Below are 14,316 nucleotides of genomic sequence, written 5' to 3' on the forward strand. Positions count from 1 at the left end.
GGCGTTCGCCGTCAGTAGCCGCGGTCCACCCATTCGTCGTAGTGGACGATCTCCTCGCCGACGGTGGTGCTATCGCCATGGCCGGTGTACACCACCGTACCGGGAGGCAGCCTGCCGAGCCGGCCCGAGATCGATTCCAGGATCGTCGGGAAATCGGAGAACGAGCGCCCGGTCGCGCCGGGTCCGCCGGCGAACAGTGTGTCGCCGCTGAACACGGCGCCCAGCTCGGGCGCATACCAGCACACCGAACCCGGGGAGTGACCCGGGGTGTGCAACGCTTGCAGCCTGATGCCGGCGACGGTCAAGGTGTCTCCGTCGGAAATTGCGCGAAAGTCTTTGTCGGGGTGAGTTATCCGCCATAGGACATCGTCAGCGGGGTGGAGCAGAACCGGCGCGCCGAACGTCTGGCCCAGCTCGGGAGCCACCGTCACGTGGTCGTTGTGGCCGTGGGTGCACACCACCGCCACCACGTTGCGCCCGTCGACGGCGGACAAGATCGGCGCCGCGGTGTGCGCGGCGTCGAAGACCACAACGTCGGAGTCGTCCCCGACAATCCAGATGTTGTTGTCGACTTCCCAACTGCCACCGTCGAGTTCGAAGGTGCCGTGGGTGACAACACGCTCGACGGGGGGCACTACAACATCACCACCGATCGCAGCACCTTGCCGGCGCGCATTTTGCGGAACGCCTCCTCGATGTCGCCGAGGCCGATGCGCTCGGTGACGAACTTCTCCAGCGGAAGCCGGCCCTGCAAATACAGATCGATAAGGGCGGGGAAGTCGCGTTCGGGCAGGCAGTCGCCATACCACGAGGACTTCAGCGCGCCGCCGTGCGAGAAGAAGTCCAGCAGCGGCATCTCGATGCGCATATCGGGGGTAGGCACCCCGACCAGCACGACGGTTCCGGCGAGATCGCGAGCGTAGAAGGCCTGCTGCCAGGTTTCGGGGCGGCCGACGGCGTCGATCACGACGTCGGCGCCGAAGCCGTCGGTGAGGTCCCGGATGGTTTTGACGACGTCAAGCTCGCGGGCGTTGACGGTGTGGGTGGCGCCGAATGTGCGAGCCCACTCCAGCTTGGTGTTGTCGGTGTCGACCGCGATGATTCGCTTGGCGCCGACCAGCGCCGCGCCGGCGATCGCGGCATCGCCCACACCGCCGCAGCCGATCACCGCGACGGTGTCGTTACGGCTGACCGCGCCGGTGTTCACCGCGGCACCCAGGCCGGCCATCACCCCGCAGCCCAGCAGGCCCGCGGCCGCCGGATCGGCCTCGGGATCGACCTTGGTGCACTGCCCGGCGTGCACCAGGGTCTTCTCGGCGAACGCTCCGATGCCCAGTGCCGGCGTCAGTTCGGTGCCATCGGCCAGCGCCATCTTCTGGTCGGCGTTGAAGGTGTCGAAGCAATGCCACGGTCGGCCCCTTTTGCAGGCGCGGCATCGGCCGCACACGGCGCGCCAGTTGAGGATCACGAAGTCGCCCGGTTCGACCGCGGTTACCCCTGGCCCCACGGATTCGACGGTGCCCGCGGCTTCGTGGCCGAGCAGGAACGGGTAGTCGGCGGTGATGCCGCCCTCGCGGTAGGTCAGGTCGGTGTGGCATACCCCGCAGGCGATGACGTTGATGACGGCCTCGCCGGGCCCCGGGTCTGGGATAACCACGTCCACCAACTCGACGGGTTCGCCCCTCTTGCGCGAAATCACACCGCGCACCGTTTGGCTCATGGCCTCTAACGTAGCCCGGCGACGACGCGCGCGGCGCGCGGCGGCGCGAAGCGAAGCGGGCGGATAGGCTGCACCCCGATGGCCGCTCTCGACACCCTCGATGACTGGCCGGTCGTGAGCGCCGCGGCCGCCGTGGTCGGGCCGTCCGGGCCGCTGGCAACCCACGGCGACACCGGGCGGGTGTTCGCTTTGGCGTCGGTGACCAAACTGCTGGTCGCGCGGGCGGTGCAGGTCGCCGTGGAGGAAGGGGTGTTTGACCTCGACACCGCGGCCGGCCCGCCCGGGTCCACGGTTCGCCACCTGCTGGCGCACGCGTCCGGGCTGGCGATGCACTCCAACCACGTGCTGGCCAAGCCCGGTGTGCGCCGGATGTATTCCAACTACGGCTTCACGGTGCTGGCCGAGACGGTGCAACAAGCGTCGGGCATCGAGTTCGCCGGCTATCTGGCCGAGGCGGTCTTCGACCCGCTGGGCATGACCGCGTCGCGCCTAGACGGCGGCGCGGGGGCGGCGGGATTCGGCGCGACCTCAACGGTTGCCGATCTGGTGGCGTTCGCCGGTGATCTGCTGAGACCGTCGACGGTATCGGCGCAGATGCACGCCCAGGCGATCGCGGTGCAGTTTCCCGGCCTCGACGGTGTGCTGCCCGGCTACGGCGTGCAACGGCCCAACGACTGGGGGCTGGGGTTCGAAATCCGGGACGCCAAGTCGCCGCACTGGACCGGTACGGCCAACTCGCCCCGGACCTACGGGCACTTCGGCCAGCAAGGCAGCTTCATCTGGGTGGACCCGCAACTGGACTTGGCGCTGGTGGTGCTTACCGATCGTGATTTCGGCGAGTGGGCGTTGCCCTTGTGGCCGGCACTTTCCGACGCGGTGATAGCCGACGCGGCTCCAGACTAGCGCAACAGAGGTCTCAAGAGGCACAATAGACACGCAAGGAACAACTTCATCAGCATCTGCTCGCCGGGCTCGCCAGGTCGTAGGGGAAGACGTCCTGAAGCCGAAGGAGCAGCAGATGTGCGTGTCGAACCAATGCGCCGAGGTGACGAGCGGCGTGGTGTATATCCATGCCTCACCCGCGGCGGTGTGCCCGCATGTGGAGTGGGCGTTGTCGTCGACTCTGCAGGCCAAGGCGAATCTCGAGTGGACCCCGCAGCCGGCGATGCCCGGACAGTTGCGGGCGGTGACCAACTGGGTGGGGCCGGTGGGCACCGGGGCGCGGTTGGCCAATGCCCTGCGCTCCTGGTCGGTGCTGCGCTTCGAGGTCACCGAGGATCCCAGTCCCGGTGTCGACGGGCAACGGTTCAGCCACACGCCCCAGTTGGGGCTGTGGAGTGCGTCGACGAGCGCCAACGGGGACATCGTGGTCAGCGAGAACAGGCTGCGGGCGATGATGGCGCAAGGCCCGGACGTGCTAGCGGCCGAGCTGGATTCGGTCCTGGGAACGGCCTGGGACGAGGCCCTGGAGGCGTACCGCGACGGAGGCGACGCCGGTCAGGCGAGTTGGCTTAGCCGCAGCGTGGGATAGTCTTTCGGGCGAGCAGCCGCAAAATCGCCCAAAAGCCTAGGGTTTAGGGCGATTTTGCTCGCCAATGGGACGCAGGATCTGCAACGCGCCCGGAACCGCGGAGATCTCGGCGGGCAGCCGGCAGGCGTATTCGCCGTCGGCGTAGACGGTGATGCCGGCCGATTCGATGTCGGTGGACGTGGTGCGCGCCGTGCTCACCTCGTCAAGACCGACATGAGTGCCCTTGAAAATGGTGGGGAGCAAGCGGATCAGCCGGCTCCGTGAGGGGCAGCGCACCATGGTGATATCGAGCTGGCCGTCGGCGTGGTCGGCGTCGGGGCAGATCAGCATGCCGCCGCCGTAGCTGCGGGTGTTGCCGATAGCCGCGAGCGTGAGGTCAGCCACGATCTCATGGCCGTTGTCGAGCAGCAGCCGAAACGGCAGCAGCCGCAGCTGCGAGAGCTCGGCAAGTATCGCCAGGTTGTACCGCATTCGCCCGCGCGGCCAGCGCATCCGGTTGGCACGCTCGGTCACCAGCGAGTCGAACCCCGCAGTCGCCACGGTGCCGAACCACTTGACCACACCGGCGCGGTCACAAATCCTTCCCAGGTCGATGGTTTCGGTCCAGCCGTCGGCGATGATGTCGGCGGCGGTGTCGGGATGCTTGGTGGGGAGCCCGAATTCGCGGGCATGGTCGTTTCCGGTGCCTGCGGGCACGATGCCCAACGGAATATCGGTGTTGGCCAGCGCCTGTAGGGCGTCGGAGACCACACCGTCGCCACCGGCCACCACCAGGGCGTCGGTGCCGCGGTCGAGGGCTTTGTCGATCAGGCGACGTGCATGATGCGCGTCGGCGCCGACGATCTCGGCTACGCCCACATCGCGCTGCCGCAATCGGGTGATCGCCCGGTGCGCGACCCGCTGCGCGTGGCCGCGGCCCGATGCCGGGTTCGTCAGCACGGTCACCTGGCCGATGTTGCGTCGCCGTAGCCGTCCGGTCACGGGATCAGCTTGCCGGGGTTGAGGATTCCCGCAGGGTCCAGGGTCGACTTGACGGCCCGCAGCAGGCGCACCCCCAGCTCGCCCACTTCCCGGGGCATCCACGGCCGGTGATCGGTGCCGACCGCATGATGGTGGGTGATGGTGCCGCCGGTGGCCATGATCGCATCCGATGCGGCCGCTTTCGCGGCGCGCCACTGCTCGATCGGATTGCCCCGCTGCGCGGCGACCACGGTGAAATATAGCGATGCGCCGGTGGGGTACACGTGCGAGATGTGGCACAGCACCAGCGCCGCCGTGCCGGATGCCGCCAGGGACGTGGTGAGCGCCACGGTGACGGCCTGCTTGAGCGCGGGGATATTCGACCAGTACGTGGCGGTCTCCAGGGTCTCGCACAACGCGCCCGCGGCCAGCAGCGAGTCGCGCAGATACGGCGCGCTGAACCGGCCACGCTCCCAGGCCCGCGCCGGTGCCTCACCTAGCGATGTGCCGCCGTGGGCGGCCAGCAGCGCGGCCGTGTGGGCATGCCTGCTTTCGGCGTGCGCCCGGGTGCCCTCGAACACGGTGATGGCCAGGCACCCGCCGCTAATCCGCTGCTGTCCGACGGCCTCGGTGGTGGCCAGGTTCACCCCGGTTTCGGCCTCATCGGAAAGCCGGATGACCGTCGGGGCGGCGCCCGCCTGGGTGACGGCCCGCAGCGCCGCGGTCCCGGTCGCGAAATCCGGAAACGACCACGCTTCGTATCGGGTGGCTTCCGGGACCGGGTGCACCCGCAGCCGCACCCGGGTGATGACACCGAAGGCGCCCTCGGAGCCGATCAGCAGCTCCCGCAGATCGGGGCCGGCCGCCGATGCCGGTGCCCGGCCCAGATCCAGCACGCCGGCAGGGGTGATCGCCCGCAACCCGCAAATCATGTCGTCGAACCGGCCGTAGCCGGCCGAATTCTGGCCGGACGACCGGGTTGCGGCGAAGCCCCCAACGGTAGCGAACTGAAAGCTCTGCGGGAAATGCCCCAAAGAAAAGCCGTGCTCACCGAGCAGCCGCTCGGCCTCGGGGCCGGTGACGCCGGCCCCGAAGTCCGCGACCGCGGATGCCTCGTCGAGGGCGAGCAACTCATCGAAGCGCCGCAGGTCCAGCGAGACCACGGCGCGGAATCGGCCCCGAATCGGATCGAGCCCTCCGACCACACTGGTGCCGCCCCCGAACGGGACGACCGCGATGGCGTGGTGTGTGCAGTAGTCCAGCACGGCCGCCACCTCGTCCTCATCCCCGGGAAGCAGCACCGCATCGGGAGCATCCTGGACACCGGAGTCCCTGCGCCGCAACAGATCCAAAGTCGACTTGCCGCCGGCGTGCAACAGCCGATCGCGGTCGCCGACACGGCAGTAGCCGACGCCCAGCAGTGCGGTAAGCGCGTCGTGATCGGCCGGCGACAACGCCGAGGGGCGCAACCGCACCTGCTCGGGGCCGAGTTCGAGGGGACGTGAATCCGACACGCCTAGAGCCTCTTTCAGCAACGACCTGATGCCGTCGGAGAGCCGGATAGCGGCGGCCGGATCTCCCCACGCGTTCCACTTCATCGGCGGTAGGAGTTCCTCGCGGCTGGCCATGCGCTACAGTATTACCCGCGCCAGCCGGCCGCGATGATATTGCCGACTGCCCAGCTGCCGCCCACTCCGCGGCTATCACGCAGCCGATCCTGGACGCGATCCGCGTCACCGCTGAACGGATGTTTGTCCCGATGCGCACCGCACTCAACGCGGCACGGCGAGCCGCCGAGCTGACCGCGCTGGCCGATGGCGATCCCCTCGACGTCGTCGTGATCGGTGGCGGCATCACCGGCACCGGCATCGCGCTGGATGCCGCGTCGCGCGGCCTGCGCGTGGCGTTGGTGGAGAAGCACGACCTGGCGTTCGGCACCAGCCGCTGGAGTTCCAAGCTGGTCCATGGGGGCTTGCGCTATCTGGCTACCGGCAACGTGCGAATCGCCCGGCGCAGCGCCATCGAACGCGGAATCCTGATGACGCGCAACGCGCCTCATCTTGTGCATGCGATGGCGCAGGTGGTGCCGTTGCTGCCGGCGATGGGTCGCCGACAGCGGGCGCTGGTGCGCGCCGGGTTTCTCGCCGGCGATGTGTTGCGCGCGCTGGCGGGTACCCCGGCGTCGGTTCTGCCGCGTTCGCGCCGGGTTCCGGCACGGGAGGTCATCGGCATGGTTCCGGCGGTGCGGCGCGAGGGCCTCGACGGGGGCTTTTTGGCCTACGACGGGCAGCTGATCGACGACGCCCGGCTGGTCATCGCGGTTGCGCGCACCGCCGCGCAACACGGTGCCCGAATCCTTTCCTATGTGGCCGCGTCCGAGGCCACCGGCACCTCGGTACGGTTGACCGATCAGCGCGGCGGCGGATCCTTCGACGTCTCCGCGCGCGCCGTCATCAACGCGACCGGGGTGTGGGCAAGTGAGATCGACCCGAAACTCAAGCTGCGGCCCAGCCGCGGGACCCATCTCGTCTTCGACAGCCGTTCGTTCGGCAATCCGGGCGCGGCGCTGACCATACCGCTTCCCGGTGAGCTCAACCGCTTTGTGTTCGCCATGCCCCAGCAGCTGGGCCGCGTCTACCTCGGGGTGACTGACGAAGACGTACCGGGACCCGTTCCTGATGTGCCCCAACCGACTCCGGAAGAAATTGGCTTGTTGCTCGATACGGTGAACACCGCCTTAGGCAGCTCGCTGGGAGCCGGGGATGTCATCGGCGCCTACGCCGGTCTGCGGCCGCTGATCGACGCCGGTGACGGCCGCAGCGCCGACCTGTCGCGCCGGCACGCCGTGGTCGAATCGCCATCCGGTGTGATCAGCGTGGTCGGCGGCAAGCTGACCGAGTACCGGTATATGGCCCAAGACGTGCTCGACCGCGCTATCGCCTGGCGTCGCATGGACGCCGGACAATGCCGCACGCATAACCTGCCGCTGGTCGGCGCGCCGGCCAACCCGGGGTCGGCGACGCGGCCCATCGCCGGCCTGCCGGCCTCGCTGGTGGCACGCTACGGGGCCGAAGCCGCCAACGTTGTCGCTTCGGCCACCTGTGAGCGGCCCACCGACCCGGTGGCCGAGGGCATCGATGTGACCCGAGCCGAGTTCGAGTACGCGGTGACCCACGAATGCGCGCTGGAGGTCAGCGATATTCTCGATCGCCGGACCCGGATCGGTCTGGTGGCGACGGATCGCGAGCGGGTGGTTGGTGTGACACAAGAGTTTCTGGCCGCGCTCGGCTAAATGTGGCTAACTGAGCTCGACGAATAGGGGTACCGACCCGGATGCGAACGATCGGCTATCAGGGTGAAAGGAGGCACTATCGTGAACGCTGCCCAAGAGAGGACCGAGACGGCGCAGGAGCTCTACATCGCAATCAGGGCGGAGCTGGGGAAGCTAAAGCAGTTCAGCGGCTCCAGCACCAATGAGATTGAGAAATTGGCGCACGCGTACGCAATGGTGTCGGAAGCCATTGCGTCCAATCCCGGCTGAGGACCGGCGGGATTGGCGGCCGGCCGGGCGGCAGCGCCGGCCCCAGGGACCCCTACCCGGCCCACCGGGGACGCCGGCCAGCCTCCTGGCCGGGGAATCGCTCGTTCAGGGCCCGGGCACGCTAACGCACGCAGCACGGCATCCGAACGCCGGTGTCTGCTCCGGCATCAGCAGGCCTATTGCGGCGACGTCACCGGGATCGATTGCGGGATAACGATCCTCGTGGAGCGGTGCGACTCGTGGCGATCTTGATCGCACACCTCAGGTGTCGCGACCGTCTGCCGTGAGACGGTCGTGTCACTGCGGCGAGGGGCGACCCCAGGGGCCGACTTTGCGATAGCTGACAATCATGGCGATCGCGATCGCAAACTGAATTAAGCCGACCATGCCGGGCAGGACGACGTACCAAACCGGCCCCTTGTGCGGCGTCATGCCGATCAGCTGCGTGGCCGTTTCGCCGGCGCGCAGCACCCCGGCCAGGAACACGAGAAGGATGAGCCAAAAGGTCCATCGCCAGCCGCGAATCACACCGGTCGACAGGATTGCGAGGACCGCTGTCAGGATCACCAGGGAGGGCACCTCACCCTTCTGGGAATTCCCGGAGAGCTTCAGCAGCTGGTCATACTGCGGCCGGGCGACGAGCACCATAGCCGCGATGATCATCCAATAGGCTGCGAAGAGAGCCAGCACTAACACCTTGAGCCTGGTCATCTGAACCTATCCTCAGTTGGCATGCGCGCCGCGCCCGGGTTCACCGGGGGTGTGAAAAATCGTACCCCGGCCCGGAGGCGCGGCGACGGGTCGTGTTCTTGCGTCGACGGGGTGCAGCGGGCCGGCGGGACCCTCGACACCCCCGCGATCCGTTGCCGCGCCGGGTTTGCGACACGGGTCAACCGATGACCGATGAGCTGACCCGCTCGCCGGTGCCGGCATAGGCGCCGTCTACCCCTTGTCGGCGGTCCGGTGAGGTGCTCTTGCAGCCGCGGACGGCGCCCGTGAGGCGGCGGCGATGACGGATGCGGGTGTCGGCGCAACAGTCGCAATAGTCCGCTGAGCACACGCAAACCCAAGACAACGGGCTGGTTCGGTGCTTTTGTGTCGGTTCGCGGGGTTGGTAACTACAGCGGGATGTTCTTGTGACGGCCGCGGCGCGGGGGAGCGGTGGCCAGTGCCTCGGTGAGCTTGCTGCGGGTGTGCGCGGGGTCGATCTTCTCGTCGACCACACCGATCTCGATGGCGCTGTCCACACCTCCGGCGATGCGCTCGTGCTCGGCGGCCAGCTGCTCGTGCAGCGCCTCCCGCTCATGCTCGGGTGCGGCGGCCAGCTTTTTCTTGTGCAGGATGCCCACCGCCGCCTTGGCGCCCATCACCGCGACCTCGGCGTCCGGCCAGGCGAACACCTTGGTGGCGTTGAGCGAGCGGGAGTTCATCGCGATGTAGGCCCCGCCGTAAATCTTTCGGGTGACCAGCGTGACCCGCGGAACACAGCACTCGCCGAACGCGTGCAGCAGTTTGGCACCTCGGCGCACCACGCCGCCCCACTCCTGGTCCACCCCGGGCAGATAGCCCGGGACGTCGACCACACAAATCAGCGGGATACCAAACGCGTCGCATAGCCGGACGAAACGCGCTGCCTTTTCCGCGCTTTCCGAGTTCAGACAACCGCCCAGCCGCAGCGGATTATTAGCCAGCACACCCACCGTCCGGCCCGACAGCCGTCCAAGTCCGATCACCATCGACGGCGCCCACCGGGCCTGGAACTCCTCGAACGTGCCGTCATCGAGCAGCGCGTGGACGATCGGGTGTACGTCATAGGCCCGCCGCGGGGATTCCGGCAACAGGGCATGCAGGTCGGTGTCGCCGGCTTCGGCTTTGCTGCGGTCGAAATGCCCTTGCTGGCAAAACAATCCGACCAAGCGCCGACCCCGCTCGTAGGCGTCGAGTTCGTCGTCGGCGACGATGTGGCACACCCCGGACTTTTTGTGATGGGTTTCCGGGCCGCCGAGGTGCGCCATGTCCACGTCCTCGCCGGTGACGCTGCGTACCACATCGGGTCCGGTGACGAATACCCGGCTTTCCGGCGCCATGACGACGACGTCGGTCAGCGCCGGTCCGTAGGCGGCGCCGCCGGCGGCGAAACCGACCACCACGGAGATCTGCGGGATGTAACCCGACGCCCGGATCATGGCCTCGAACACCAGCCCGACCGCGTGCAGGGCCCGGACCCCTTCGGCCAGCCGCGCGCCCCCGGAGTGCCAGATGCCCACGATCGGATGCTGCTCGCCGATGGCGAGGTCGTAGGCGTCGACGATGCGCGCGCAGCCCTCGACACCCATAGCACCGCCCATCACGGTCCCGTCGGTGCAGAATGCGATGGTGCGCACACCGTTCACCGAGCCGGCCGCGGCCAGCACTCCGGAGCGGTCACGCTCGTGCAGCAGCTCCACGCTGCCGTCGTCGAAGAACGTGGAAAGCCGCCGCAGCGGATCGCGGGGATCCAGCGACTCGTCAACCGTCTCGGGGGCCACGATCGTCATCGCAGGTCTCCTGTCATGCGCCGGTCAGCGGGTCAATACCGCCCGAAGGTGATCGCGACGTTATGACCACCGAATCCGAACGAGTTGTTGACCGCGTATTGGTAGCGACCGGGGCGGGGTTTTCCCGCCACCACGTCCAAGTCGATGTCCGGGTCGAGGTTCACCAGGTTCAGTGTGGGTGGGATGATCTGATCCCGCAATGCGAGCACCGTCAGGATCGACTCCACCGCGCCGACCGCCCCTACCGAGTGACCAAGGGCGGACTTGGGCGCGTACACCGCGGCGTTGCCGCCATGGGGACCCAGCGCGTTGGTGATGGCCTTGCCCTCGGCGAGGTCGCCGACCTGTGTCCCGGTGGCGTGCGCGTTGACGTGGTCGATGTCGCCGGGGGTCAAGCCGGCCAGCTGGATCGCACGCGTCATCGCATGGCCCGCGCGTTCGCCGTTGGGATCCGGCGCCACCATGTGGTAGCCGTCGGAGGTGATGGCCGCCCCCATCAGGCGGGCCAGAATGTTGGCGCCGCGGGCTTTTGCGTGCTCCTCGGTCTCGATGACCATCAGCGCCCCGGCCTCACCGAACACGAACCCGTCGCGATCCTTGTCAAACGGTCGGCAGGCGCCGGGCGGGTCGTCGTTATTTGTCGACATCACGATGCGCATCGAGGCGAAGGCCGCGATCGGCACCGCCTCGATCTTGGTTTCGACGCCACCGCAGATCGCGATGTCGGCCTCGCCGAGCACTATCTGATGCCAGGCGCGGGCGATACCCTCCGAACCCGAGGCACACGCCGAAACGGGGGTCATCACACCGGCTTTGGCGTGCCGTTCCAGCCCGACCGCCGCGGCGGCGCCGTTGGGCATGTACATCTGCACGGCCAGCGGGTGAACCGCCTTGGTGCCGCGCACGCGCATGTCGTCATAGCCGAAGACCAGCTCCTCGGTGGACCCCATGCCGGTGCCGATGGACACCGTCAGCCGGTTGGTGTCGACCTCGGGCGAGCCCGCGTTTTCCCACACCCGCCGGCCCAGCACGGTGGCCATTTTCTGCAGGTAGCCCATCCGGCGGTTTTCGACGCGCGTTAGCTGGCTGTCGAATTCCTCGACGAGGTGTCCGCCGATGCGCACCGGCAGGTCGAACTCCTCCACGAACGGGTCGTCGAGCAATCGGATACCGCTTTGCCCGTCAAGCAGCATCTTCCACGTCGTCTCGGCGTCGGATGCGAGAGCGGTCGTCATGGCAATGCCGGTGACAACCACATTGGGAAACGCTTTCCCCGTAACCAGCTCTGTCATGGGTGTCGGATGCGTTCCTTTCGTGACTTTCAGTAACGTCCGAAGGCGAGCGCGACGTTGTGCCCGCCAAACCCGAACGAGTTGTTGATGGCGTACTGGTAATCGCCGTAGCGGGGTTCGCCCGCGACGATGTCCAGGTCGATCTCGGGATCCGGGGTTTCGTAGTTCAGCGTCGGGGGGATGACGCCGTCCCGCAGAGTCAGCACGGTGAGCACCGACTCGAGGGCGCCGACCGCGCCGATAGAGTGGCCCAACGCCCCCTTGGGGGCATACACCGCGGCGTGCTCGCACCCGGCCACCCGAATGGCGTTCGCCTCCGCCGTGTCACCGATCGGCGTGGCGGTGGCGTGCGCATTGATGTGATCGATGTCCTTGGGCGACAAGCCCGCCAACTCCAGCGCCCGCACCATCGCCTTGCCGGCCCGCACGCCGTCGGGCGCGGGCGCCACCATGTGGAAGGCGTCCGAGGTGATGCCGGCGCCGAGCAGCCGCGCCAGCGGCCTGGCGCTGCGGGCCTTGGCGTGCTCTTCGGTCTCGATCAGCATGAGCGCCCCGGCCTCACCGAACACGAAGCCGTCACGGTTCTTGTCGAAGGGGCGCGAGGCCCCTTCCGGATTGTCGTTGCGGGTCGACATCGCCCGCATCATGGAAAAGGCCGCGATGGGCAGCGCCTCGATCACGCCCTCGACTCCGCCGCAGACGGCGATGTCGGCGTCGCCCATGACGATGTGGCGCCACGCATGGGCAATGGCCTCCGAGCCCGACGAACAGGCCGACACCGGGGTCATCACCCCGGCGCGAGCCCCCAGCAATAGACCGACAACCGCGGCGGCGCCGTTGGGCATGATCATCTGAACGGCGAGCGGCGACACCTTGCGGGGCCCGCCCGCGTTCATCAGGTCGTAGCTCTCGACGATCCGCTCGGCACCGCCCAGACCGGTGCCGATGACCACGGCGAACCGGTCCGGATCGACCTCCGGGCTGCCGGCGGCCTCCCACAGCTGACCGCCGAGCAGTTTGGCCATCCGCTGGACATACGACATGCGCCGCAAGTCCAGCCGCCCCATGTGGTTGTCGATCGGCTCCTTGAGGTGACCGCCGATTTTCACCGGCAGGTCCCATTTGCCGACGAAGTCGTCCTCGAGCAGACGGATGCCGCTCTCACCGGCTAGCAGACCCTTCCACGTGCTCTCGATGTCCGGCGCGATCGACGTCGTCGCCGTGACGGCGGTGACCACGACGCTGGGGAAACCGCCGTTAGCAGTGGAAGGCCCGGTCACTTGCTCTCCGCTTCGAGCCGCGCGCGGACCTTCTCGACCTGCTCGGGGTTCTCGGCTTCGATCTTGGCGCGGATCGCCTGGGCCGCCTCGGGATTTTCTTCCTCGAGCTTCTGGATGTAGGTGACGACGTCGCCCACGGTGCGCAACCCCGCGAGGTCCTCGTCGGGGATCTTCACGCCGTATTTGTCCTCGGTTTGCACGGCGATCTCCACCATCGACAACGAGTCGATGTCCAGGTCGTCGACGAACGACTTCTCCGGAGTGATCTCGGATGGCTCGATACCGGTCACCTCTTCGATGATTTCGGCCAGGCCGGCGATGATTTCTTCTTGAGTGACGGGCACAGTGGGCTTCCCTTCGTAGTGTGGTGTGTTTGATGATGTGTTGTGTGGATTGAGCTTCTCCGCGATCTGTCTGCCGATATGGGTGCGATTTGTGGTTGTAGCGGATGTGGTTGTCGCGGCCGGTGTTAGTGCGCTACCGCCCCATCCAGGTCCGCGGGCGATTTGAGGGCGCGGGTCGCGACGCCCCGAAGCTCGCGCTTGGCAATGCCGGTCAGGGTGCCCGCGGGCGGGAACTCCACGATCGCTGTCACGTTGTGCTCACGCAACGTCTGGGTGCACAAGTCCCAGCGCACCGGCCGGGTGAGCTGCGCGACCAGTTTTTCCATTGCCTCTGCCGCTGAAGATACCGGCTTTCCGTCGCGGTTGGACAACAGGGTGGCGGTGGGCTCGGCGGTTACGACCTTCGCCGCCGCGGCGGCGAAGCCGCTGAGGGCGCCCGCCATGTACTTGGTGTGGAACGCTCCGGCCACCCCCAGGGGGCGCACCCGGGATTTAGCCGGCGGGTCCTCGGCGAGCTTGTCCAGCGCGGTCAGCCGGCCGGCTGCGACGATCTGACCGACGCCGTTGCGGTTAGCGGCGACCAGGTCGAGCTCCTCGAGGCGGGCCAGCACCTCGGCTTCGTCGCCGCCGAGAACCGCGGACATCCCGGTCGGCTCGGTGGCGCAGGCCTTGGCCATTTCGGTGCCACGGGTGGCGGCCAGCGCGACGGCGTCGTCGGCTGAGAACACTCCGGCGATTGCGTAGGCCGCGATCTCGCCGACGGAGTGGCCGGCCACGATGGGCCGCTGGGGCAGCGCGACACGCTTGGTCAGCTCCTGATATGCCAGCAGCGTGGCCGCCACGACCAGGGGTTGGGTGACGGCGGTGTCGGTAATCTCCTCGGCCGGGGCGACGGTGCCCAGGCGCGCCAAATCCAGGCCGCTGGCCGTCGACCAGGACGCGATCTGGTCGGCGGCTCCCGGTAGTTCCAGCCATGGGGTCAGCATCCCGGGGACCTGCGATCCCTGTCCCGGCGCCAGCAACGCAATCACGTGTTTAAGAGAACACTGTGAAGACGGTTTTACGGGGTGTAAGAGATTATGAACCTCGTCTTATGTTCTTGTAGATACCC

General features: G+C 67.7%; 14 protein-coding genes. 4 read left to right on the forward strand and 10 right to left on the reverse strand.

Going from position 1 to position 14,316, the window contains the following annotated elements:
- Positions 1–11: 11 nt before the first annotated feature.
- Complete coding sequence (locus MSM1_RS17950) at positions 12–635, reverse strand: MBL fold metallo-hydrolase (RefSeq protein WP_213444977.1); 624 nt, start codon at positions 633–635, stop codon at positions 12–14.
- Complete coding sequence (locus tag MSM1_RS17955) at positions 635–1,720, reverse strand: S-(hydroxymethyl)mycothiol dehydrogenase (protein WP_213444979.1); 1,086 nt, start codon at positions 1,718–1,720, stop codon at positions 635–637. Before MSM1_RS17955 ends, MSM1_RS17950 begins: the two co-directional genes overlap by 1 nt.
- A gap of 78 nt (positions 1,721–1,798) precedes the next feature.
- Here MSM1_RS17955 and MSM1_RS17960 point away from each other — a divergent pair, with 78 nt between their 5' ends.
- Both MSM1_RS17960 and MSM1_RS17965 read left to right on the forward strand, forming a co-directional pair.
- Positions 1,799–2,623, forward strand: coding sequence for a serine hydrolase (locus MSM1_RS17960; RefSeq protein WP_213444981.1), 825 nt, complete (start codon positions 1,799–1,801; stop codon positions 2,621–2,623).
- A 115-nt stretch (positions 2,624–2,738) separates the two neighbouring features.
- Positions 2,739–3,251: a DUF3145 domain-containing protein gene (locus MSM1_RS17965; RefSeq protein WP_213444983.1), complete on the forward strand. Its 513-nt coding sequence runs from the start codon at positions 2,739–2,741 to the stop codon at positions 3,249–3,251.
- A gap of 36 nt (positions 3,252–3,287) precedes the next feature.
- Here the strand turns inward: MSM1_RS17965 and MSM1_RS17970 are convergent, their stop codons facing one another.
- Both MSM1_RS17970 and MSM1_RS17975 read right to left on the reverse strand, forming a co-directional pair.
- Complete coding sequence (locus tag MSM1_RS17970; RefSeq protein ID WP_213444985.1) at positions 3,288–4,232, reverse strand: diacylglycerol kinase; 945 nt, start codon at positions 4,230–4,232, stop codon at positions 3,288–3,290.
- Positions 4,229–5,809: an FAD-binding oxidoreductase gene (locus tag MSM1_RS17975; RefSeq protein ID WP_374101753.1), complete on the reverse strand. Its 1,581-nt coding sequence runs from the start codon at positions 5,807–5,809 to the stop codon at positions 4,229–4,231. The genes MSM1_RS17970 and MSM1_RS17975 overlap by 4 nt, the downstream gene beginning before the upstream one ends.
- 149 nt (positions 5,810–5,958) lie before the next feature.
- Here MSM1_RS17975 and MSM1_RS17980 point away from each other — a divergent pair, with 149 nt between their 5' ends.
- The gene (locus tag MSM1_RS17980; RefSeq protein ID WP_213444988.1) at positions 5,959–7,503 is read left to right on the forward strand and encodes a glycerol-3-phosphate dehydrogenase/oxidase; all 1,545 of its coding nucleotides are present in this window, start codon (positions 5,959–5,961) and stop codon (positions 7,501–7,503) included.
- An 81-nt stretch (positions 7,504–7,584) separates the two neighbouring features.
- Positions 7,585–7,752, forward strand: coding sequence for a hypothetical protein (locus MSM1_RS17985; protein WP_213444990.1), 168 nt, complete (start codon positions 7,585–7,587; stop codon positions 7,750–7,752).
- 297 nt (positions 7,753–8,049) lie between these two features.
- On the opposite strand, the gene MSM1_RS17990 is transcribed toward MSM1_RS17985, so the two are convergent.
- The 6 genes from MSM1_RS17990 to MSM1_RS18015 all read right to left on the reverse strand — a co-directional run bounded on the left by MSM1_RS17990 (position 8,050) and on the right by MSM1_RS18015 (position 14,236).
- Complete coding sequence (locus MSM1_RS17990; protein WP_213444993.1) at positions 8,050–8,463, reverse strand: hypothetical protein; 414 nt, start codon at positions 8,461–8,463, stop codon at positions 8,050–8,052.
- 407 nt (positions 8,464–8,870) lie between these two features.
- Positions 8,871–10,289, reverse strand: coding sequence for an acyl-CoA carboxylase subunit beta (locus MSM1_RS17995; protein ID WP_213444995.1), 1,419 nt, complete (start codon positions 10,287–10,289; stop codon positions 8,871–8,873).
- Between the two features lie 32 nt (positions 10,290–10,321).
- Positions 10,322–11,581 carry a 3-oxoacyl-ACP synthase KasB gene (gene kasB / locus MSM1_RS18000; RefSeq protein WP_213444997.1) on the reverse strand — a complete coding sequence of 420 codons (1,260 nt, stop codon included), beginning with the start codon at positions 11,579–11,581 and terminating at the stop codon, positions 10,322–10,324.
- Between the two features lie 29 nt (positions 11,582–11,610).
- On the reverse strand, positions 11,611–12,861 hold the full coding sequence (gene kasA / locus MSM1_RS18005; RefSeq protein ID WP_213444999.1) for a 3-oxoacyl-ACP synthase KasA: 1,251 nt from the start codon (positions 12,859–12,861) through the stop codon (positions 11,611–11,613).
- Positions 12,858–13,205: a meromycolate extension acyl carrier protein AcpM gene (gene acpM, locus MSM1_RS18010; protein WP_213445001.1), complete on the reverse strand. Its 348-nt coding sequence runs from the start codon at positions 13,203–13,205 to the stop codon at positions 12,858–12,860. The genes kasA and acpM overlap by 4 nt, the downstream gene beginning before the upstream one ends.
- 125 nt (positions 13,206–13,330) lie before the next feature.
- Positions 13,331–14,236, reverse strand: coding sequence for an ACP S-malonyltransferase (locus MSM1_RS18015; RefSeq protein ID WP_213445003.1), 906 nt, complete (start codon positions 14,234–14,236; stop codon positions 13,331–13,333).
- Positions 14,237–14,316 lie beyond the last annotated feature (80 nt).

Origin of the sequence: Mycobacterium sp. SM1, assembly GCF_018361265.1 — a bacterium.
Classification (GTDB): Bacteria; Actinomycetota; Actinomycetes; order Mycobacteriales; family Mycobacteriaceae; genus Mycobacterium.